Below are 21,743 nucleotides of genomic sequence, written 5' to 3'. Positions count from 1 at the left end.
ACTAACCTGCTTGCTTATCTTTAGGCTTGCCAACAAAACCAGTCATCGAAAAAGAACCGTCTTTACCAAACAAGATGGTCACTAACACTCGGCGCATATTGGGATCGCCAGTATCCACCACTTCTTGGCGCCACTTCCAACTACGCTCGGCAAACTCTACTTCACCCTCTTTTGTGCCAGTCGATGGCCACTTTTCGGCGAGTTGTAATTCAGCAATATGATTTTGCGCAATGTAACTGGCCAACGTCATTTCACGATTGGCGGCTAAGTTTTTACTACTGGAATTAAAGACATTAAATACCATCGGCGCAATAAGAATGCCGATAATCGCCATTGCAATCAGCAACTCCAACAGGCTTAAGCCCTGTTGCTTAGTCGAGTTTATCCCAGTCTTCATCAAAGTCTTTATCCCAATCACTTTCATAGTGACCTTCGATTGGCACCGAAGAAATTTGTAAGCGCCCTAAATAGTTACCTAATATTCGATAGAATTTTTCATCATCATTATCTAAGCCAATGGTTAATAAAAACTCATTCATCTCACCACTGGAAAGCATAAAAATTTGTGGCGTTTTTAATCGCTTTTTTTGGCTAGCTTCAATTTCAGAATTACTGGAATCGGACTCGTTGCTATCCTTTTCTTCTTCATCTTCAGCATTTTTTAATAGTGCTTCTTGCCCTTCCAAATGCACGTATAAACGGAAAGGTTCTTCAAACTTTTGCTCTTTTAAAATTTGATGGTCTTCGAGCGGTTGCCATTTTTCATCGTTGTACACCATAAAAAAATAGCCGTCGTCATCAACCCTAAGTCCTAACTCAACACCGCGAATAATAGATTCTTCTTGCGCAATTTGCATTTGCCCAAGCAACTTGTAGGCATGATTTTTTAAGTCACCAGAACGGCTATCACCAAATGCTAAATAAGCTCCGGTAGCAACGATACTAACAATTGCAATCGCGATCAAAACCTCAAGCAGAGTAAAAGCCGCCTGAGGGTTAGCTAAAGAAAAGAGCTTAGTTTTCCTCATTAAAGCTAACTTGATTCATATTCCAAGTGCCGATATCTTGGAACTTGCCTTCACCACCTGGACGACCATCGGCGCCCATCGAGAACAGATCAAACTCACCATTTTGACCTGGCGAAATGTATTGATAAGGCGATTGCCAAGGATCTTTTATCAAGCCCCCTGAGCCAAGATAGCCACCTTTACGATAATTACGCGGTACCGGCTCATTGGTTGGTTTTGAAACCAAAGCTTCTAAGCCTTGATCGGTGGTTGGGAAAAACCCATTATCGTTGTAAAAACCTTGTAGCGCACTTTCCAAAGTAGTTAAGTCGCCCTTAACTCGGGTTAAACGCGCCTTGTCGGTTTCACCCAAAAAGTTAAGCGCTACCACGGTGGACATAATCGCCACAATGGCTATCGCAATCAGAATCTCGGTCAAGGTAAAACCTTGTTGCTTTTTAGCAACTAAATTCATGTTCTTTGTTCGAATAATTTTCATACAAAACTCACTTAATAATTAAACTTAAAAATCGTATTTATGTTTGGTTAATAATCAGCTGCCCACTAACCGGTTATCGATTTGGTTAGCTCATAAATAGGCGACATCATAGCCAGTACAATAAAGAAGACCACGCCCCCTAAAAATAAAATAATTAACGGCCCCATAATATTCAGCGCCACGTCGACACTGTTTTCAAACTGCGATTCCTGATTATCAGAAATTTGTTTGAGCATATCTTCTAATTCGCCACTAGCTTCACCACTACCGATCATGTGGATCATCATTGGTGGAAACAATTTGGTTTGCTGCAAAGCATTTTTTAAACTAGCGCCTTCACGTACCTTAACCGCAGCATTGGAAACTGCGCTGCGCATTTTTAAATTGGTTAACACCTTACCGCCAATATTCATCGCCTCTAACAAAGGTACTCCACTCGAATGCAAAATGCTCAAAGTGCTAGCAAACTGCGAAGTATTCAAGTTGCGCGATAAGCGTCCAAAAATCGGTAGTTTCAAAATTTGGTTATGCCAACGCTCTTTATTGGCAGGGTTTCTAAGCCATAAACGAACGCCAATAATCAACAAAATCAGCACCACCAACACCAGCAAACCATAGCTACTAATAAAACCACTGATACTGATTAGAATCTGTGTCAGTACCGGAAGTTCCTGACCTGAAGTTTGAAATTGCCCTACCACTTTGGGTACTGCATAGACCATCAAACCAGAAACCACCCCTATCGCCACTAGGATCAAGACGATAGGATAGACCATAGCTGCAGAGATTTTACTTTGAATGGCGTGCCGCCTTTCGGTGTAATCAGCCAAACGATTCAGTACCGTATCCAAGTGTCCAGCTCTTTCCCCTGCGGCGACCATCGAGCGGTACAACTCGTTGAATATTCGAGGAAACTCTGCCATACCATCGGCTAGAGTATGGCCTTCCATCACCTTAGCTCGCACCCCTAAAATGACACTTTTAATCTTAGCTTTGTCAGTTTGCTCGGCTACCGCTTTGAGCGCTTCTTCAATCGGTAAGGCGGCTTTGACCAAGGTTGCCAATTGGCGCGTGATCAAGGCTAAATCGGCAACTTTAATGGAAGTGCCACCAAAACGACCTTTGGACTTGTCGGAGCTTTTCGTGGCTTCGCCAATGTGCAAGACTTCGAGTGGGGTAAATCCTTTTTCTCGTAGTTGCTGGCGAATTTGACGCGCCGTATCGCCCTCAAGCACGCCTTTTTTTTCACGTCCTTTATTATTTAGTGCAACATATTCAAAAGCAGCCATGATCTGTCGTTACCCTAGTTCTCTACCTAATCTTCGCGGGTAACCCGCAACACTTCTTCGACCGTGGTAATGCCTTGTAAAATTCGATCACGACCATCAGCTCGAATACTCGGGGTGGATTTTCGAGCATGGCGTTCCATTTCTTGTTCGCTAGCATTATTGTGAATCATGGTTCGCATCTGTTCATCAATCACCACCAGCTCATAAATACCTTGACGGCCATTGTAACCACGATAGTTACAAGCCTCGCAACCTTTAGGATGATGAATAATAGGCGCTTGCTGCGGCTCAAACCCCATCAGCTCACACTCTTTGGCATTCGCCGGAGCGGCAGTTTTACACTCGCCACAAAGGCGACGCACCAAACGCTGAGCTAAGACTCCCAGTACACTTGAAGATAACAAGAAAGGCTCAACGCCCATATCTTGCATCCGAGTGACCGCGCCTACCGCGGTATTGGTATGCAAAGTAGAAAGTACCAAGTGACCAGTCAAACTGGCTTGTACCGCAATTTGCGCCGTCTCCAGATCGCGGATCTCACCGACCATCACCACGTCAGGATCTTGCCGTAAAATCGCCCGTAAACCCCGCGCAAAAGTCATATCCACTTTCGGATTAACCTGGGTCTGGCCGATACCATCAATCAAATACTCGATCGGATCTTCGACCGTTAAAATATTTCGGCTGGCATTATTTAAAAGTGAAAGACCAGCATATAAAGTAGTGGTTTTACCGGAACCCGTTGGCCCCGTAACCAAAATAATGCCATGCGGTTTATGCAGCAAGCCGCTCATCAGATCCATAGTGTCTTGTTGCATGCCAAGGTGGGAAAACTCCAAACGCCCAGCTTCTTTATCCAATAGACGCAACACCACTCGCTCACCATGGCTTGAAGGCATAGTCGAAACCCGCACGTCCACTGCGCGACTGGCAATGCGCAAAGCAATACGTCCATCTTGTGGAATACGTTTTTCAGCAATGTCCAGTTTTGCCATAACCTTGATCCGAGACACCAATAGTGGCGCTAATTTCCGGCTAGGTTGTAATACTTCTCGCAACACTCCATCCACTCGAAAGCGCACCGATAAAGTTTTTTCAAAGGTTTCGATATGAATATCGGAAGCATTTTCTTTGATGGCTTCGGTTAGCAAGGCATTGATAAGCTTGATAATTGGCGCATCGTCTTCCGCTTCTAACAGATCTTCTGTTTCTGGCAATTCTTCTGCCAGTTTAAACAGATCCATTTCATCGCCCAAATCATCCATCGCCTGCTGCGCGCCGCCAGTGCCTGATTGGTAAAAGGCACTGAGTTGTGACTCAAAATCCTCGGCGTTTAACTTTTGGATCTGAAAGCTGCCATCGTAATAACGCTTCACTTCCAATAAAGCTTGAGGCGAAGTACCTTCGCGCAAGAAACACTGCAAACCGGCATCGGTATGGGTTAGAAAAACACCGTGCCTTTTGGCAAAACTAAACGGCAAAGGACGAAAACTATCACTAGCCAGTTCCACTTCCACTGTCTCTACAGGTTCAGATAATAATTGCTCACTCATGGTAACTAGCGATCACCTTTAGACTCTTCTTTTTGCTCTTGCTCCAAGTACTCCTCGAAACTTGGCGGCAAGATCAAAGCTTCATCATAAGTAGGCATAACGTGTGCTTCTTCACCTGGCATCAAACTGATCCCACGATTCGCTTGCTCGATTTGTTGCGCCCGCATATAGCTGTATTTACTGGAGCTGATTTGACGTAATTCCAAATCACTCTTTAGTACCATTGGGTGAATAAAGACCATTAAGTTACGCTTTTCTTTGGTCGTTGCGCGCGATTTAAACAAATTACCTAGCAAAGGAATATCACCCAATAAAGGAACCTTCTGTTCGCTTTCGTTAATGGTGTCATCAATCAAACCACCCAGCACCACCATGCCGCCATCGGGCACCAGCACTGAGGTTTTAACCTTACGTTTATTGGTAACTACGTCGACTTGGGTCGCGCCGGCTAACGAGGAAACTTCTTGCTCAATATCCAACCGAACGTGATTACCTTCATTTATTTGCGGCTTAATTTTTAAAGAAACCCCAATATCTTTTCGATCCACATTCTGGAATGGATTGGAGTTATTGTTGCCAAGAGTCGAACCCGTAATGATCGGAATTTCTTGACCCGCACTAAATTCAGCTTCGGTATTATCTAGAGTGGTAATACTTGGACGCGCTAAAGTATTCGAATCGGTAACACCTTCCAAAGCATTGATAAAGGCTGCCCAACTTAAACCAGAACTCGAAGTTCGTGCAATGCCAACTCCAGCTCCAGATAAGCCACTGAGGATTTGCGCTAGCGCAGCGCCATTATCGCCACCTGATGTCGTGCTCACCGTGTCACCCGTAGGCAGTCCGGTATCCGGATCCAATACAGCCGTTTCATTAGTAGTGCCTCGGTTTAAAATCGCCCCGCCGGCAACCTGACCGATACTCACTCCGGAATTACCAAAGTTGATAATACCTGCCGGTTGGGTGCCATCACCCGCCGGATAAAACAGCCACTGGATACCTAATTCACGCGCTTTGCGATCGGAAATTTCCACAATAATCGCTTCGACATGCACCTGCTTGCGGCGAATATCTAAGCTTCTTACTACCGCTTCAAACTCGCGCATAATATCCGGTGGCGCGGTTAAAACTAAGGCGTTAGTTTCTTCGTGCGATTGAATGCTATAAAGTGATTTTTGTTGTGGCCCACTTCTGGTTTGGCCGCCGGCAGCACCGCCTGACTCTTCTTTTTGTTTGTACTCGCCAATTCCGGAAAGCACTTCTTTGACTTCTTCCGCTTTGGCATATTTCAAGAAAATCGTTTTGGTATTACCAATCGAATCCAGCGGACGATCTAAACTGGCGATCAAAGCGCGCAATCGAATTCGCGCCTTATCGGTAGCACTTAATAAGATCGAGTTCATACGCTCATCGGCAACAAATTTCGGAGCCTGAATTTGATTAACCTGTTGTTGACCGCCTTGAGTTTTCATAATTGAATCAAGGATCCGCACTATCTCCGAAGCCGAGGCGTGTTGCAGTGGAATCACTTCAATTTCTTCATCATTGGCTTTATCGGTACGCGCGATAATTTCTTGTAAGCGCTTCACGTTCACCGCCGAGTCGTGCACGATAATGGTGTTGGTCCCTTGCACTGCCAACATTTGACCCGAAGCGGCGGAGACCATAGGCCGCAACACATTTACTAACTGTTGCGCATTGACGTTCTGCACTGGAATGACTTGAGTTACATAGGTATCGCCTAACTGGCTGTAATTTTTTGCATTAACCGGCCCCGGTTCGGCTCGCGCTTTAGCTTCTTGGATGATTTTTACGGTATTTTTATCAACACTGATGGCTTGGAATCCGTGAATTTTTAAGGCCGATATAAACATCCGATAAATATCGTCTTTGCTCATATCTTGGTTGGAGATAATGGTGATCTTTTTATTCGATACTCGCGGATCGACGATCATGTTTTTGCCCGTTATTCGAGCAATCGTTTCCACCACTTCGCGAATGTCCGCATCTCGAACATTCAGCCGCTCCGCATCGGCATTAAAAGAAGTCAGCAACAAGCTTAGACTCGCCGCGGTTGTGATTAGTTTGGTTGTTTTTTTCATACCATTTTTGTCTCTAAATCCTGCCAATATTTATTGTATTTCCAAGCTATTTGAAGTTCTGCGCGGTTCTTGCTGCCGGTTTTCTGGCGTCGTCTCTGCCGAATTTGCGCCCACATTTAATAACAAAGTGATCGCCTGTCCATTGCGCTCAAGGTTGATCTCCAAGGTATCTGAGGTTTGTAATTGCTCTAACGCTGCCCAGTAGGCTTGATTATCTAACCCCACCCCATTAATCGATTTAACCACATCGTTGCGACGTAATCCCAACCGAGTAAACATTCTGGGATCTTTACCTGGCGCTAATTTAAAGCCAGAAACCTGTCCATTAGCATCTACTACTGGCTCAAAACGCGCCAAATCGGCATAAGATTGCGGACTCGAAACCAGCTTTTCTTTCATGTCAGCCAGTTGTTTACTAATACGGCTATCACGTCTTTTATCAATGGTTTTAGCATCCGCATCCTTATCATCTGCACTCGCCTGCTTTTTATTAGCAGTAGCCATCACTTGCTTATTTAATTGCTCCAACAAAGTTAGGGTTTCATTTTTGCCATTATTATTAATTATGACTTTTAGCGGCTCTACGCGCTTTAAGGTAACGTTGCCGCGACCAGAAACCTCCAACTTGTCATCTATCCAGTAAACCTTCTCTTTACCGCCACCAGCGCGGATGATGGCGCTACCGGCCTTATCATCGGCGCCGACATAGACGCCTAATAATTTTAGATTGAGGCGCGTCTCACCCACCACCTCTTCAACTTCCACCGGTTTTTGATTAGCGATCCCAAACAAGTGTTTTTTCACCAAATTATTGGCATTGACCGGAGTCGACTTACGAACTTTAGGGGCTTCGATGACGTTGCTGGCCACTGGTTTGGGCTGAGCATAATCGACCCATAACCAGACCATTTTGGCTAGCCAATACAGAGCAAGCAGAATAAACACTAGAGCGATTAACTTACCGATTAACCCCATGTGTTTTTGCCACATTGCTGAAATTTTCTGACTCGAAGTGTTCATTAATAAATCTTATCTAAATTCGTTATGATTGTTATTGTCGAAAGTCTCTTCCATAACTATAAATTATCAACCTTAAAGGCTTCCAAATTCCGTGCTAATAATAACTTTTGATACCGCTTAACTGCACTAAGAGTTACTATATAGAACTAGCTAGATTACGGATAAAGTTTCCCACGCTAATTTAAAGATGGCAAGCCACAATACTGTAAAGATAGGTAAGGTTCAAGGTGTCCACTGACAAAAATACTCGATTAGACAAATGGTTATGGGCGGCACGCTTCTACAAGACTCGCAGTCTCGCCAAAAAGGCTATCGAAGGCGGCAAAGTGCATTGTGACGGCGTTCGTGGCAAGGCCAATCGCACAGTGCAGCCCGGTATGGAAATTCGGCTGATGCAAGGTTTTGTCCAAAAAACCATTGTGGTGACCGCTCTATCCGAACAAAGAGGCCCTGCTAGCGTCGCCCAAAGCCTTTACCATGAAACCGAAGAGAGTATCGCCAAAAGGGAAGAAATTCGTGTGCAACGCCAGTCAATGCCGACATCGGACAAACGCCCCGACAAGAAACAAAGACGCCAGATCCATAAATTTCTTCGCGAGCAAGACTGATCTCTTAGGCCTTTTAACGGTATAATCATTAACTATAATTTAATCATTATTGGTAGCTTTTATCATCATGGCCGACCAAATCCAGCGATTTAGTTTTGCTCAACTGCCGATCCGTGGCGAAATTGTTAGTTTACAAGACTCGATTCAAACCATTTGCGATCAACACCAATACCCGCAAGAAGTCCGCCATTTATTGGCCGAATGCCTAGCCGCTTGCGCCTTACTAGCCGATATTATCAAAATCGAAGGACGAGTTTCTTTGCAACTGCAAAGCCCTTCTTTGGTGAAATTGATGTTGTTAGAAGTGGATCACCATGGTCATATCCGCGGGCTATTGCAAGTGAATGAAGAGTCCGCCCATCTTATTAGCGATCAATCGTTCGATTTTTCACGCTGGACCCACGGCGGTCAAATGGCGATCACGATCGATCCTGACAAGGGACAACGCTATCAAGGCATAGTACCACTGGATAAAACTAGTCTGGCCGAATGTTTAGAAGATTATTTTAATCTTTCTGAGCAGTTACCGACCCACATCAAAATTATTGCCAACCAACAACAAGCTTTTGGTATCTTTTTACAAAGCCTGCCACAAGAAGCCGCTTCCAGTGTTGGTAATGAGGAAACTCAACAAGCCTTTGACCACGTTACTGCCCTAACCCAAACCCTTGGCGCCGAAGAAGCATTTGCGCTCAGCCATGAAGATCTGCTCTACCGTCTATTCCATCAGGACGAAGTGAGTATTTATCCAGCCAAAGCAATTGAGTTCCAATGCAGTTGTTCGCGCGAAAGAAATATGGCGGCACTGACCACCTTAGATCCTTCCGAGTTAATGGGGATCGTCGAAGAACAGGGCGAGATAGAAATGATTTGTGATTTTTGCAGCAACAAAGAAGTCTTCAACCGTCAGGAAATTATGGCGCTACTAACGGCTGAAGCGGATCAGGGAACGGTGAATTAGTAGCGCACTAAGCTCAGCGAATTTCTGCTAATACTAGGGTAAACTCTAAGGGTTTAACTTGAGAAAAGCTCTATACTCATCGCGGCATTTCAAATCGAGCTTCAAGCCCACCTTCAGGACGGTTAATTAACTTCACTTGGCCCTGATGCATTTCAGCAATTCGGCGCACGATGGCTAAACCCAAGCCAGAGCCACCGCCGGAACGAGCAGTGTTGCCGCGGGAAAACGGTTGAAATAGTCGCTCAATTTCTTCTTCGTCAATGCCATCACCTTGATCAAAAACCGAAATTCGTATTTTGCTACCGTATAAGCCAGTTACCACCGTTAAGGGCGGGCCTGCATATTTCAGACCATTTTGAATCAAGTTAGTCACCAAACGTTTCATCGCCAAGGGTTTAAAAGCGGCTTGCGGCAACTTGCCCAGCTCAAAACTAATGTCTTCCTCTTTAATTCGATTGGTCAAAACACAATCTTCCACCAGCGCATTCAAATCGCCAGGTCTTGCCCGCTCATCACGACCATCACGCACAAATGAAATAAACTGGCTTATGATCTGATCCATATCTTCAGTATCACGCACAATCCCGTCGCGGGTTTCTGCTTCAGCATCGCTCATAAACTCGGTAGCCAGACGAATTCGAGTCAAGGGCGTGCGCAGATCATGAGAAACACCAGCCAACAGTAAGGTTCGATCTTCTTCTAGCTGCTGTACGTTGCGCGCCATCTGGTTAAAAGCGCGGGTTACGGTAACCATTTCTTCTAAGCCTTTTTCTTGCAGCTGTCCAGGGTTATCGCCACGACCAATTTCTCGCGCGGCAAATTCAAGGCGGCGTAACGGCTTAGAAATTTGGCGGGTAAAGATCCAACCACCAAGCAAACTCAACAGTAAAATCGCGGTAAAATATACTACTGGTGGATGAATGTTAAAGCCCTGAAATGGCTCCATCGCCACTCGCAGCCAGACATTGGTATGCCGTGGCGATTTAATCCAATAGTAAATTTTGTCCGATTCTTCGACCCGCATTTCGGTGCGCTCTACCGGAATTTGCAAATAATCAGCCAGCTCTTGAGTTAGCACTGCATAAGGTTGGGCTTCACGCAAAGCTTTCGGCTCACCATTACGGGTCGAGACCAGCTCCATACTTTGAGTTTGCATAATTTCTTGGCGCACCGCTGGCGGGAATTCTTTATGCTGCACATAGATAGCGGTATTCACATCCGCCGCCAATAGTTGCACCAATTGCTTTACGGACGGCTGAGTGACGTACCAAGAAATAGTAAAATAGGAAACCAACTGATTGATCACCAGCAGGAACCCTACTAATAAGGCAATTCGTCCAAAGGCGGTTTTAGGTAAGATCCGCATCAGTTATTGGCTAGGCTTCACCGCCATCGGGTACAAACACATAACCAACACCCCATACGGTCTGGATATAGCGTGGATTGGCAGGATCTTCCTCGATCAAGCGCCGCAAACGCGATACTTGCACGTCAATACTGCGCTCCAGAGCCGAATAATCACGACCGCGCGCCAAATTCATCAACTTATCGCGCGATAACGGCTGGCGCGAATGCTCCACCAAAGACTTTAGAACTGCAAATTCACCACTGGTCAGAGAAATCGAATTGCCATCTTCAGTCATCTCACGAGTAGCCAGATTCAAAGTAAAGCGTCCAAAAGAAACCACCGCCTCAGAATTGCTGGGGGCGCCCGGAATATGTTTAGCCTGACGGCGCAACACGGCTCGAATGCGCGCCAACAACTCACGCGGGTTAAAAGGCTTAGCCAGATAATCATCCGCTCCAACTTCCAAGCCAACGATTCGATCCACCTCATCACCTTTAGCGGTCAACATAATAATCGGGATTGGATTATTGTCGGCGCGCAAGCGACGGCAAATGGATAGACCATCTTCGCCAGGCAGCATTAAATCAAGCACCATCAAATGATAATTCTCGCGCTCCAAAAAGCGGTCCATCTGCTCGGCGTTTTCCACCGTTCTAACGATAAAATCTTGCTCCTTAAGATAACGTTCAAGCAAACTACGCAATCGAACATCGTCATCCACTACTAAAATTTTTGGTGTTTCTTCAGTCATTTTCGTTACCCTTCTTCACTTTGGCTTTTATGCTATGACATTTTTATGATTAATTTAGATTAGCTAATCTGGCCAAAACCCTACCTGAATCTATTCTTTGTGCTAGGCCAATTCCCATTAATTGGCTAAGTATTTGTTATTAGGAAACACTTTTTGAAACTTTCAGCACTTTTTATCTGCGGCTCTTTTCAAAAAGCTAAGGCTACTATACTATGCCGCTTTATTTTTCCCAATAAACTATCACAAGATGTTACAAATTAACCAACAAATTGCCGCCGAGCTTAAAGTTCGTCCGCAACAAGTCGATGCCGCCGTTAGAATGTTAGATGAAGGCTCTACCGTGCCCTTTATCGCTCGCTACCGTAAAGAAGTTACTGGCGCGCTGGATGATGCGCAGCTTCGCGATATTGAGCAACGTTTAGGTTATTTGCGGGAATTAGAAGAACGACGTAACGCTATCTTAAAGTCTATCGAGGAACAGGAAAAGCTGACCCCCGAGCTGAGCAAAGCAATTCAAAGCGCTGAAACCAAAAGCGAGCTGGAAGATCTTTATTTGCCTTTCAAGCCCAAAAGACGCACTAAAGCACAAATCGCTCGCGAAGCCGGTTTACAACCGCTAGCCCTAGCCTTATGGCAAAACCCCAGCCTAGAGCCAGAAACCGAAGCGGCTAACTTTATCAATCAAGAACATAAGATTGCCACGAGCAAAGACGCGCTTGATGGCGCTAAGCAGATCCTCATGGAGCAGTTTGCGGAAAATGCTGAGCTACTAAAAACCCTGCGCGATTATTTGTGGAAAAATGCTTATCTTAAGAGTAGCGTGATGCCAGCTAAAGAAAAAGAAGGTATCAAGTTCTCCGATTATTTCGATCATCACGAGCTATTTAACCAGATCCCATCGCACCGCACTTTGGCTTTGTTGCGTGGCCGCAACGAATCGATTCTAAGTCTGCAAATGGTTTCAAATCTGCGCTTAATTCAGGATGAAAACTCGGTCGATCCGTGCCTTGGTTTTATTGCTGAACATTTTAACATTCGCGATCAAAAACGCCCTGCCGACAGCTGGTTGCAGCAAGTGGTGCTATGGACTTGGAAAATAAAGCTGCATCTTTATTTGGAAACCGAACTGTTGAGTAAAGTGCGCGAACAAGCCGAAGCCGAAGCTATCCGTATTTTTGCCAAAAACTTGCAGGACTTGCTAATGGCCGCTCCAGCTGGTGCTAAAATCACTATGGGAATTGATCCGGGTTTACGCACTGGCTGTAAGGCCGTGGTGGTTGACCAAACTGGAAAATTGATGACACACACCACCATTTTTCCACACGCTCCGCAAAACCAGTGGGATCAATCCTTGCGTAAATTGAAAACCCTGTGCGAGATGCATAAGGTTGAACTGATTAGTATCGGTAACGGCACAGCGTCGCGGGAAACCGATAAACTGGTTGCCGAATTGATCAAACAACTGGATAGCAAACCACAGAAGATTATGGTGAGCGAGGCTGGTGCTTCGGTCTATTCCGCTTCAGCGCTGGCCTCGCAAGAATTTCCCGATTTGGATGTTAGTTATCGTGGCTCAGTGTCGATCGCCCGCCGACTACAGGATCCCCTACCTGAGTTGGTGAAAATCGAACCAAAATCCATTGGCGTTGGCCAATATCAGCATGACGTCAGCCAAAGCCAATTGGCTAAAAGCCTTGATGGAGTGGTAGAAGATTGTGTAAACGCGGTGGGCGTGGACCTGAACATGGCATCGGTGCCCTTGTTAACGAGGGTATCGGGACTAAGCAAAACCATCGCCCAAAACATTGTCAATTGGCGCGATCATAATGGCCGCTTTAAAAATCGCCAACAACTTCTGGAAGTGGAGCGAATGGGCCCCAAAACCTTTGAGCAAGCGGCGGGTTTCTTGCGCATTGCCAATGGCGATAATGCTTTGGATAGCTCGGCAGTACACCCTGAGTCCTATCCGCTAGTGCAACAGATGATGCAGGACTTGGCGATAAAAGAAGTGAGTCAATTAATCGGTAATGGCGAGAAGCTAAAAGCGATCAACGCCGATCGCTATATTGATGATGAGCATGGCCAGCACACAGTCCAAGATATTCTTAGCGAACTGGATAAGCCCGGTCGCGATCCGCGTCCCGAGTTTAAAATGGTGCGCTATAAAGAGGGCGTTGAAACCATGCATGATCTCAAGCCCAATATGGAGCTGGAAGGCGTGATCACCAATGTCACAGCTTTCGGCGCCTTTGTGGATATTGGAGTGCATCAAGATGGTTTAGTGCATCTTTCCAATATGGCCAATGAATTTATCAAGGATCCGGCGCAAGTGGTTAAAGCAGGCGATATTGTCCGCGTCTGGGTACTCGATGTAGATTTGCAGCGCAAGCGTATTGGCTTGTCAATGACCGGCACCCGTCAAGCGGGCAACCCTAACAACAAAAAGCCCAATGCTAACAATGGTAAAAAGCACCAGCATAAAGCTCGTCCTAAGCGCCAACACCCGCCGCAAGGGGCTTTTGCTAACGCGCTGGCCGATGCTTTAAAAAAGAACTAAAACCACAATAGGCAAAATGCCATTGGTCTGATTAGTTGCAATTTGTTTAGATTTTAAGCACCATCACTTGAACTTTGCTGAAGTTAGGAGTAGTGTGCGCTAAATCTAAGTTGTCAGCAGCAGTTTTAAGCACAATTTCAAACAATATGACCTTAAATACTCGCCCACTAAATTTTTTAGGCGCCTTCATTTGTTACCAGTTATTGGTGACCGCCTATTACTTCCAATACGTTCAATTTATGGATCCCTGCCCTTTGTGTATTTTCTCAAGGGTTGCCGTGCTTGGTTTGGGCATAACTTTATTGCTTAACGCCATTTTCAATCCACGCCATGAATCGATTTGGAATAAACTCTTTCAAATTTTTGGGGTATTGTGTGCTGCGATGGGGATCTGGATCTCCGCCAAACATGTCTACATTCAAAACTTACCAAAAGATCAGGTAATGGACTGCGGCGCGCCTTTGGATGTGCTGATGGACGTGTTACCCTTATTTGATGTCATTAAGCAAGTACTCGCTGGCGATGGCAAATGCGCCGACATCAGCTGGCAGTGGCTAGGATTGTCCATGCCGACTTGGATGCTGCTTATCTTTAGCGTGGCTTTTATGGTCATGCTATACCGCTTGATCAAGGCTTTTAAAGCCCCAGCTTATGTGTAATAACAGGTTAAAATTATGATCCGTGTAGTAATCGAACGCCAAATTAGTGCAGAAAAAGTTGATGATTATCATGCACTTATCCGTAAAGCAAAAAATAAAGCGAGCAATGTTCCGGGCTTTTTATCCGGCGAATTGTTTAGCCTAGTTAGCGATCCTAACCATGTGGTGGTAATGTCTTGCTGGGATACGCTGGAAGCGTGGGAAACTTGGGCTGAATCTGAGCAAAGAGTTGATTTGCTTGATGCCATGCGCCCTTTGCTCGAAGCTGATGAGCGAGTGTTGGTCATGGAGTCCACCAATTTAAAGTAGCTGCCGTAAGCTTCTTAAGCTCTACATCACCAACAACTCAGTCCAATTCAAAGAAAGCAGAGCTTATTCTGCTTTTTTTATTTCCATTAATGTCAAATATATTTGACATTAAGTTAAATATTTATTACTTTAGTTCGACCTGATATTTGGAGTTAATTTTATGTCTTTTCGAGAAAAAAGTGCCGTCTTGCACATTGTAGCTTTTGTATTTTTACTGACCTACATGATTAGCAGCTCTGCCCGTTGGCCAGCATTAGATCCGGCCTCTATCCCAGTGAAACATCTTTGGATTGCGATTATCCTGTTTATTGCCATTGAAGCGATAGGCCATGGCCTATTAGCCGCGTTCAACAAGCGCGAAGCCAACCAATCCTTGGACGAGCGGGATAAGTTGGTGGAATACAAGTCCTCACACTTTTCCGGATTATTATTGTCAGGCCTGATTATTTTCTACATCTGCGGTAGCCTACTGCTGGGAATCCCAGTGCTTAGTCTCGCCAATGTACTCTCGATACTGGTGATCGCCGAGATACTGCATTACAGCTTGCAGTTACTCTTCTATCGTCGAGGGCTTTAATGGTGGCTTTAGCGAAAGGCAAAATTACCAATAATGTACGCACTTTGCGCTTTCTGCACGATGAAATGACCCAACAAGCTCTAGCCGAAGCGATAGGGGTTACTCGACAAACGGTCGTGGCGATTGAGAAGAATAAGTATTCGCCTTCGCTAGAAGTGGCTTTTAAGATCGCACAACTATTTAATAAGCCGCTTGAAGAAGTGTTCCAGTATCAGTTGGAAAAATAGAGTGTCGTAAAATAACTAGAAATACTTAGGCCATTCGTGTTTTAGCTTGCCGCTAATGGCCATGGCAAACATCTTATAATCGGCAATAAATGACCAAAGTGGATATTGAAAAGTAGCAGGCTTATTTTTTTCGACAAAAAAATGTCCGATCCAAGCAAAGCCGTAGCCGATCAGGAAACATACGATAAGGAGCCACCAGCTCTGACTGGCGATGCTATAAATCAACAAGGATAGCGATAAAAAAGAGCCAATATAATGCAACAAACGATTCTTGGGCAAGCGGTGTTCGCCCAAATAATAAGGCCAAAATTCCTTAAAGCTCTGAATCGTTTGCTGCGGCATTAAGAGTTTGCTCTAAATAACCGAGCCTTACATTTGCTCTTCGGCTTTTGGATTGATGTTCAATAATTCTACTTCAAATACCAACGTAGAATTGCCAGGAATACGCGAGCTGCCATGTTCGCCATAAGCAATGTCGGCTGGAATAACAAATTCAAACTTGTCACCCACTTCCATTAATTGCAGACCCTCAGTCCACCCTTTGATCACACCGCCCAACGGAAAAGTAGTCGGTTGGTTACGCGAATAGGAGCTATCGAATTCTTCGCCATCAATAAAAGTGCCTTTGTAATGTACCTGAACCGTATCCTCAACCTTTGGCTTAGCGCCGCCGTTACCCTTAGTCACAACTTTATACATCAAGCCAGACTCGGTGGTCTTAACCCCGTCTTTTTTCGCATACTCTGCGCGATAGGCATCGCCAGCCGCTTTAGCTTCTTCCGCTTTAACTTTCGCTTCGGCTGCCAGTTTATCTTGCTGCGCTTTCATCTTGGTTTGTAGGTTGGCTTGGAACTCTTGCATATTGGCCGCAAGCTGCTTCTCGTCGAATTGGCCTTTGCCCTCAAAGCCATCTTTAATCCCTTGCACCACCAAGGCAGTATCGATTTCGATCCCGTATTCTTTTAAAGAACCAAAGTTACTGGTCATTTGTTTAGAAAAATTCTGGCCAATGGAATAAGCCGCTTTTTGATTCAGATCCGTTAATTCAAGGTTCTTCTGGGCAACCGTTTGTTCTGCCGCTTTAGATTCTTCCTTGTTAACTTCTACTTTTTTATCGTCTTTACAGGCGGCCAAAGCCAAGCCCATCGCAAGCACTAATGATATTTTTTTCATACTAAACCTTATTTTGATAACACTAAATTAAAAACAAAAGCGCATTGTGCAGTAGTTTCAGCGACAAAATCAAGGACTAGAGGCTAATGTTTTGAACCAGTTGACCGAGCTGTAAAATAGTATCCTGATCGCGATCACTAACTTGGCGGTAGTTTAAGTAATGCACAAGGTTGTTATTGGAAGTATTTTTAGTGCTAAGCCATTGATTTTCCTTAAACATGGCTTGGATTGCTTGCTTTTGGTGCTGCTGCTCGGCTCGAAGCTCAATTAACAGCGCCTGTTTATAAGCTTGTTCATTCTCACCTTTTAAAGCCATACGCTTTTGCCGAATGTAGCGAACCGCATCTTCAGCTTCTTGGGCATTAGCATGGATAAGCTCCCAATGAGCTTCCGTGATGGGCAATTGCTTATGCTGACTCCAAATTGCCAAGAGCAAATAATTCACATTAAGATCGAGGGTATTTTGCACCGCTAAACAAAGCTCAGCGACCTCTTTTTGTTGATAAACAGCACATGACCATTGCCAAAACTGATCAATATAGCTTTGCTTTATTTCGTTATTGTTAGCGGTTTTGTCAGAATTAAAAGTGGCTGAACTCATTCGCTCGATCCCGATTTAGAAAAAATTGACCAGACAATGCATAACCAGCTAGCGATTAGACAAATTCCACCAATGGGTATCACAAACTTTAAAAAGCTCAGTTCGGTTACTGCTAGAAAATAAAGACCGCCACTAAAAAGGATGATGCCAAAAAACATCAAGCGACCCGCAATCAACAAAGGCTTATTGGCTAATTGCGCTGCCATAATGCCGATCGCCAACAAACCAATCGCGTGGTAGATCTGATACTGAACACCCAATTGAAACAAATAGCGCGAATGCTCCGACAAAGCAGCAAGGCCGTGAGAAGACATGGCCCCTAAAGCGACGGCCAAAGCCATAAACATGGCGCCGTGCAGTACAAAATGTTTATTCATAAAAAGAAATTACTAGGCTTTAAAATCATTATGACAAAAAGCTCAAGCTTTGTAATTAGTTGATTTCTCGTTACAATGAACCCCTGCAAATTGTGCAGCACAATTAACCTTAATTGAGGCAACTGATTCAATGGCAAACGGCCAGCCCCAAGCAACCATTACCGAAAAACCAAAGGGAATTGCGGTTCATCTTTACGGGATCCTGTTTGGTTTTTTAAAGTTAATTGGTCGACTGCCCTACCCCGTCGTCAACGGCCTTGGTGGGATGATTGGCAAATTACTTTATCTGGTGAAAAGCCGCCGCAATATCGTTTTAGCCAACCTTAAGTATTGCTTTCCCGAACTTACCAATGACCAACGATTAACCTTGTGTAAAGCGCACTTTCGTAGCCTTGGTATTGGGTTTATTGAGCTAGCAGTCGCTTGGTATAAACCCTTCAAGGATCTGGAAAAGTACCAAGAAGTTCGAGGTCTAGAGCATTACCAAAAAGCGCAAGCCAGCGGTCAAGGGATCTTATTTTTAGGTTATCACATTACTAGCCTAGAACTCGCTGGCGCTGTTATGTCGCGCCATCTCGACTTTGCCGCTTTTTATCGACCCAATAAAAATGCATCCCTAAATTATCATATTCAAAAAGGCCGTAATAATCGTTCACAAACCTTAGGCCGCAATGATATCCGCACCATTGGTAAATGGCTTAAGAGTGGTCATAATTTATGGTTTATGCCGGATCAGGATATGGGCCGTAAAAGCACCGTCTTCGCGCCTTTTTACGGCAAACCCGCAGCAACTTTAAACTCGCCAATGCGCATCGCCAAGCTGGGCAATGCGCAGGTATTACCGATCAGTTACCATAAAGAACATGGCAAAATGATTCTTGAGGTGATGCCTCCGATTGAATTTAGCGGGGATGATCTGGCTGACTGCAGCTTAATGAATCAAGTCTTAGAAAGCTGTATTAACAAGGCTCCCGAGCAATATTACTGGGTCCATCGTCGCTTTAAGACTCGCCCTGAAGGCGAAGCTTCCATTTATTAATTAGACTTATTGCTAGCCAAAACACTAGCAACTTTCTGTTGTACTTCTTCAACTTGAATCAGATCCATAGCGGCTCTATCGTGCACTCGAGTACGCCAAGGAATCCTTTGCGGATCTTCATTTAAAATTTCGGCCACTGCTTGTTCGAACTTATCGAGCACTAACTCTTGATGCAAATAAGGCCCGGATAAGCGACTCGAAACCACCGCATACAAACCTATCACATGGGTGCCAACGCCATTGGCAATATGCACTGGTCCAGTGTCAGGAGCTATCAATAATTGTGCATGTTTGAGGATAACCGCAAGCTCCGGCAGATTGGTTTTGGCCAATAAATTAATTGGCTTAGACTGAACTCGCTGCATAATCTCCTCGACTAGCGCAAGCTCAAAGTCTTGAGCGGCACCGGTTAACACTACGTTAATTTGGTATTCTTGGTAGAGCCAATCGATCAGTTCGGCATAAGATTCGGCTCGCCAGCAGCGCTCTAATTTACTAGCCGCGGGATTTATCACCAGATAGTTTTTAGGCAGCGAGAATTTTTTTAAAAGTTCCGCATGGTCTGGCGCCAGTTTTATTTGCCAGTCTTGATTGTTTACCGAAGCAGCTAGCCCTAAAGCATCCGCAAATTGGCAAAAGCTGTCGTGCAAATGTTGCTGCTTAAAATCAATTCGCTGGTTAGTCCATAACCATTGCAGTTCTCGGGCACGAGATTTATCAAAACCAATTTTTTTTGGCGCTTTTATGCAAGGGCAAATCAAATTAGCTCGAGTCGAAGCCTGCATTGCCAACACGGCATCAATATTTTTGCCTTTAAACAATTTGTAGATGGAGCGATAATCAGAAACGGAGTTAGGCTTATCTATCACTCGATAATTCAAACGAGGGTGAGTGGAGTATTGCAGTAATTGATAGGCAGCCTTACCAATCAACCAATCAATTTTGATATAGGGATTTTGCTGTAAAATGGCTCGCACTAGCGGCAACACTAAGCAGCAATCGCCAATCGCAGACAAGCGCACAACCACAATATTCATGGCTTAATAGTTTCGAATTTAATATAGCGCCCCATTCTAAGGCCTTTATTGAATAAATACCAAGAAGCCACCGCACGCGCTAGCATAAAGCCCATAAAGGCCAGCCAGATACCGTGATTACCGAGTGGTTTCGATAAATAATATAGGGGAATAAAACCTAAGATTAATGCAGCCAACATGGAGTTTCGCATGGTTTTAATGGCTGAAGCACCAATAAAAACACCGTCTAGCCAAAAACTGGCGACTGCCACTAAAGGAACTAACACGCTATAAATCAGAAAAGGATCGAGCGCATCTTGGAGGCTCGAAATATCCGTTAATAGTCCGATAAAAAAGCTACCAAACAGTAAAAAACCCAAAGCCATTACTAAACTGGTTAGTAGCGACCAGAAGCCGCCAACAACGACCGATGCTCGAAACTCGAGCCACTTCTGACGACCAATGGCTTTACCAACCAAGGCTTCCACCGCATTGGCAATGCCGTCTAAGCCGTTGGACACCAGCAGTAAGAAATTCAATAAAATTGCATTAACCGCCATCGCCTCATCTCCCAACTCTGAGCCGCGGGCGTGGATGGTAAATAAGACCGTTTCCAAAGCCAAAGTTCGGATCAACAAATCTTTATTTAGGTTTAATAAAAAACCGAGTTTATGCCACGCTAAGGATAATTTTTCGGCTAACGGATAGCGTCGTAACACAGGCATTAAGCCGCTTAAAGCAATCATCAACCCTAGACTTTCTGCAATCACGCTAGCTATGGCCACACCATCCACGTCCATTCCCTGTTGCACCAACACAATATCCAAAACAACATTACTGAGATTGGTCGTAAGTAACATCAAGAATGGGATCCGGGCATTTTGCATTCCCAAATACCAGCCAATAAAGACCGCATTTAATAACGAAATCGGTAAGCCCAAAATTCGAATGTTCCAATATTCGATGACTTTAGTCTCGACATCTGGCGAACCTTTTATCCACCATAGAATTAGATCAATAAGCCACGGATTGAGTAGCACCACCAATAAACTGATGATCAAACCCAAAGCCGCAGGCAAATAGAGCCATTGCCGGATCAGCTGGTGATCTTGCTGGCCATAAGCTTGCGCCACCAAACCAGTGGTGATCATACGCAAAAAGCCCATGGTCCAAATAATAAAGGTAAATAGTGCCGAGCCAAGGCCGACTGCAGCAAGGTAATGCACCTCATCAAGATGCCCCATTACCGCCGAATCGACTAAACCAACGAGTGGAATGGTCAGGTTGGATAGCACCATTGGCGCTGCAATACGCCAAATTTGTCGATGAGTGTCTTGTTGTTGAAGGTCGGTTTTTATCGCTTGCGATGACCAGATCTTCATGAGTAAAAGCTAGCTTCGTTGGCTACTAATTGAGTCGTGCTTGCTGGCGTAAATTTTGATAGTCATCAATCACCAACTGGACTAAATCTTTACCTAACGCGTCAGCAGGATTGATTAAGGCAAAACGACGTCCTAGCGGATCAACAATAAACCAGCGCGCAGTGTGATCCACTAAATAGTTGTCAGGATTGCCGTCATGACTTGGCGTTTTCATAAAAGCCACACCAAGATTTTTAGTTACTGCACGGGTTTGTTTCAGATCCATGGTTAAACCGATAAATTCTGGGTTAAAAGCAGGGACATAGCTCGCCAGTTTTTCAACCGTATCACGCTCCGGATCAACACTAATAAAAACAAACTGAGTGTCTTGCTGAAATTTTTGATCCAACCCTTTCTGGACCTGATTCATATCCATCATGGTAGTCGGACAAATATCAGGACAGGTGGTAAAGCCAAAGAACACGATCGACCAGTGACCAATAAAATCTTTTTCTGTAACACTTTCGGCACGATGATTTTGTGCATTAAAAGGTGCCAATGGATTAAGCTTTGGAAAGGTATTAATCAGTTGTAATGGTTTTGGTGCCATAAAAGCTTTATAGCCAGCAAAGCCTAAACCTAAAGCGACTAGAGCTACCAAAAGATACACTAATACATGAGCCTGAGTTTTTTTAAACATCACTAATTT

General features: G+C 44.7%; 24 protein-coding genes. 8 read left to right on the top strand and 16 right to left on the bottom strand.

The window, feature by feature from the left end; all coding sequences use genetic code 11:
• Window position 1: 1 nt before the first annotated feature.
• The 7 genes from gspI to gspC form a co-directional block, all read right to left on the bottom strand.
• On the bottom strand, window positions 2–397 hold the full coding sequence (gene gspI / locus NFS34_RS05300; RefSeq protein WP_251358884.1) for a type II secretion system minor pseudopilin GspI: 396 nt from the start codon (window positions 395–397) through the stop codon (window positions 2–4).
• Window positions 372–1,028: a type II secretion system minor pseudopilin GspH gene (gene gspH, locus NFS34_RS05295; protein ID WP_251358882.1), complete on the bottom strand. Its 657-nt coding sequence runs from the start codon at window positions 1,026–1,028 to the stop codon at window positions 372–374. Before gspH ends, gspI begins: the two co-directional genes overlap by 26 nt.
• Window positions 1,015–1,482: a type II secretion system major pseudopilin GspG gene (gene gspG, locus NFS34_RS05290; protein ID WP_376707968.1), complete on the bottom strand. Its 468-nt coding sequence runs from the start codon at window positions 1,480–1,482 to the stop codon at window positions 1,015–1,017. Before gspG ends, gspH begins: the two co-directional genes overlap by 14 nt.
• Before the next feature lie 89 nt (window positions 1,483–1,571).
• On the bottom strand, window positions 1,572–2,795 hold the full coding sequence (gene gspF / locus NFS34_RS05285; protein WP_251358877.1) for a type II secretion system inner membrane protein GspF: 1,224 nt from the start codon (window positions 2,793–2,795) through the stop codon (window positions 1,572–1,574).
• Between the two features lie 26 nt (window positions 2,796–2,821).
• Window positions 2,822–4,348 carry a type II secretion system ATPase GspE gene (gene gspE / locus NFS34_RS05280; protein ID WP_251358875.1) on the bottom strand — a complete coding sequence of 509 codons (1,527 nt, stop codon included), beginning with the start codon at window positions 4,346–4,348 and terminating at the stop codon, window positions 2,822–2,824.
• A 5-nt stretch (window positions 4,349–4,353) separates the two neighbouring features.
• Window positions 4,354–6,450, bottom strand: a complete 2,097-nt coding sequence (gspD, locus tag NFS34_RS05275) for a type II secretion system secretin GspD (RefSeq protein ID WP_251358873.1) — start codon at window positions 6,448–6,450, stop codon at window positions 4,354–4,356.
• A 30-nt stretch (window positions 6,451–6,480) separates the two neighbouring features.
• Window positions 6,481–7,470, bottom strand: coding sequence for a type II secretion system protein GspC (gene gspC / locus NFS34_RS05270; protein WP_251358871.1), 990 nt, complete (start codon window positions 7,468–7,470; stop codon window positions 6,481–6,483).
• 227 nt (window positions 7,471–7,697) lie between these two features.
• Between gspC and NFS34_RS05265 the strand changes: the two genes are divergently transcribed.
• A complete protein-coding gene (locus NFS34_RS05265; RefSeq protein WP_251358869.1) occupies window positions 7,698–8,078 on the top strand; it encodes an RNA-binding S4 domain-containing protein in 381 nt (126 codons plus the stop codon).
• Window positions 8,079–8,145: 67 nt separating this feature from the next.
• Window positions 8,146–9,039, top strand: coding sequence for an Hsp33 family molecular chaperone HslO (hslO, locus tag NFS34_RS05260; RefSeq protein WP_251358867.1), 894 nt, complete (start codon window positions 8,146–8,148; stop codon window positions 9,037–9,039).
• A 76-nt stretch (window positions 9,040–9,115) separates the two neighbouring features.
• Here the strand turns inward: hslO and envZ are convergent, their stop codons facing one another.
• Window positions 9,116–10,405, bottom strand: a complete 1,290-nt coding sequence (gene envZ, locus NFS34_RS05255) for a two-component system sensor histidine kinase EnvZ (RefSeq protein ID WP_251358865.1) — start codon at window positions 10,403–10,405, stop codon at window positions 9,116–9,118.
• Between the two features lie 10 nt (window positions 10,406–10,415).
• Window positions 10,416–11,138, bottom strand: coding sequence for a two-component system response regulator OmpR (gene ompR, locus NFS34_RS05250; RefSeq protein WP_251358862.1), 723 nt, complete (start codon window positions 11,136–11,138; stop codon window positions 10,416–10,418).
• Between the two features lie 247 nt (window positions 11,139–11,385).
• Between ompR and NFS34_RS05245 the strand changes: the two genes are divergently transcribed.
• The 5 genes from NFS34_RS05245 (at window position 11,386) to NFS34_RS05225 (ending at window position 15,467) form a co-directional block, all read left to right on the top strand.
• Window positions 11,386–13,695 (top strand): Tex family protein, encoded by a 2,310-nt coding sequence (locus tag NFS34_RS05245; protein WP_251358854.1) that lies wholly within the window; start codon window positions 11,386–11,388, stop codon window positions 13,693–13,695.
• 146 nt (window positions 13,696–13,841) lie between these two features.
• Window positions 13,842–14,354: a disulfide bond formation protein B gene (locus NFS34_RS05240; RefSeq protein WP_251358852.1), complete on the top strand. Its 513-nt coding sequence runs from the start codon at window positions 13,842–13,844 to the stop codon at window positions 14,352–14,354.
• 15 nt (window positions 14,355–14,369) lie between these two features.
• Window positions 14,370–14,663, top strand: coding sequence for an antibiotic biosynthesis monooxygenase (locus NFS34_RS05235; protein ID WP_251358850.1), 294 nt, complete (start codon window positions 14,370–14,372; stop codon window positions 14,661–14,663).
• Window positions 14,664–14,823: 160 nt separating this feature from the next.
• Window positions 14,824–15,240 (top strand): hypothetical protein, encoded by a 417-nt coding sequence (locus NFS34_RS05230; RefSeq protein WP_251358849.1) that lies wholly within the window; start codon window positions 14,824–14,826, stop codon window positions 15,238–15,240.
• Entirely contained in the window at window positions 15,240–15,467 is a 228-nt protein-coding gene (locus tag NFS34_RS05225) for a helix-turn-helix transcriptional regulator (RefSeq protein ID WP_251358848.1), read from the top strand. The genes NFS34_RS05230 and NFS34_RS05225 overlap by 1 nt, the downstream gene beginning before the upstream one ends.
• A 15-nt stretch (window positions 15,468–15,482) precedes the next feature.
• Here NFS34_RS05225 and NFS34_RS05220 read toward each other — a convergent pair whose 3' ends face one another.
• The 4 genes from NFS34_RS05220 to NFS34_RS05205 form a co-directional block, all read right to left on the bottom strand.
• Window positions 15,483–15,809, bottom strand: coding sequence for a DUF962 domain-containing protein (locus NFS34_RS05220; protein ID WP_251358847.1), 327 nt, complete (start codon window positions 15,807–15,809; stop codon window positions 15,483–15,485).
• Window positions 15,810–15,836: 27 nt separating this feature from the next.
• Window positions 15,837–16,640, bottom strand: a complete 804-nt coding sequence (locus tag NFS34_RS05215) for an FKBP-type peptidyl-prolyl cis-trans isomerase (RefSeq protein WP_251358845.1) — start codon at window positions 16,638–16,640, stop codon at window positions 15,837–15,839.
• Between the two features lie 76 nt (window positions 16,641–16,716).
• Window positions 16,717–17,241 carry a TIGR02444 family protein gene (locus tag NFS34_RS05210; protein WP_251358843.1) on the bottom strand — a complete coding sequence of 175 codons (525 nt, stop codon included), beginning with the start codon at window positions 17,239–17,241 and terminating at the stop codon, window positions 16,717–16,719.
• Window positions 17,238–17,618, bottom strand: a complete 381-nt coding sequence (locus NFS34_RS05205; RefSeq protein ID WP_251358842.1) for a DUF423 domain-containing protein — start codon at window positions 17,616–17,618, stop codon at window positions 17,238–17,240. The genes NFS34_RS05210 and NFS34_RS05205 overlap by 4 nt, the downstream gene beginning before the upstream one ends.
• 130 nt (window positions 17,619–17,748) lie before the next feature.
• Here NFS34_RS05205 and NFS34_RS05200 point away from each other — a divergent pair, with 130 nt between their 5' ends.
• On the top strand, window positions 17,749–18,657 hold the full coding sequence (locus tag NFS34_RS05200) for a lysophospholipid acyltransferase family protein (protein ID WP_251358841.1): 909 nt from the start codon (window positions 17,749–17,751) through the stop codon (window positions 18,655–18,657).
• Here the strand turns inward: NFS34_RS05200 and NFS34_RS05195 are convergent.
• From NFS34_RS05195 to NFS34_RS05185, 3 genes are read right to left on the bottom strand one after another with little or no spacing between them, the layout of a single operon-like run.
• A complete protein-coding gene (locus tag NFS34_RS05195; protein ID WP_251358840.1) occupies window positions 18,654–19,694 on the bottom strand; it encodes a glycosyltransferase family 9 protein in 1,041 nt (346 codons plus the stop codon). The two genes, NFS34_RS05200 and NFS34_RS05195, sit on opposite strands and share 4 nt — an antisense overlap.
• Window positions 19,691–21,055, bottom strand: a complete 1,365-nt coding sequence (locus NFS34_RS05190) for an MATE family efflux transporter (protein WP_251358839.1) — start codon at window positions 21,053–21,055, stop codon at window positions 19,691–19,693. The genes NFS34_RS05195 and NFS34_RS05190 overlap by 4 nt, the downstream gene beginning before the upstream one ends.
• 25 nt (window positions 21,056–21,080) lie before the next feature.
• Entirely contained in the window at window positions 21,081–21,734 is a 654-nt protein-coding gene (locus NFS34_RS05185) for an SCO family protein (protein WP_251358838.1), read from the bottom strand.
• Window positions 21,735–21,743 lie beyond the last annotated feature (9 nt).

It is taken from the genome of Kangiella sp. TOML190 (assembly GCF_023706045.1).
GTDB lineage: Bacteria > Pseudomonadota > Gammaproteobacteria > Enterobacterales > Kangiellaceae > Kangiella.
Note: the sequence above shows the minus strand (reverse complement) of the source record. Positions and strands in the feature narration are given on the sequence as shown.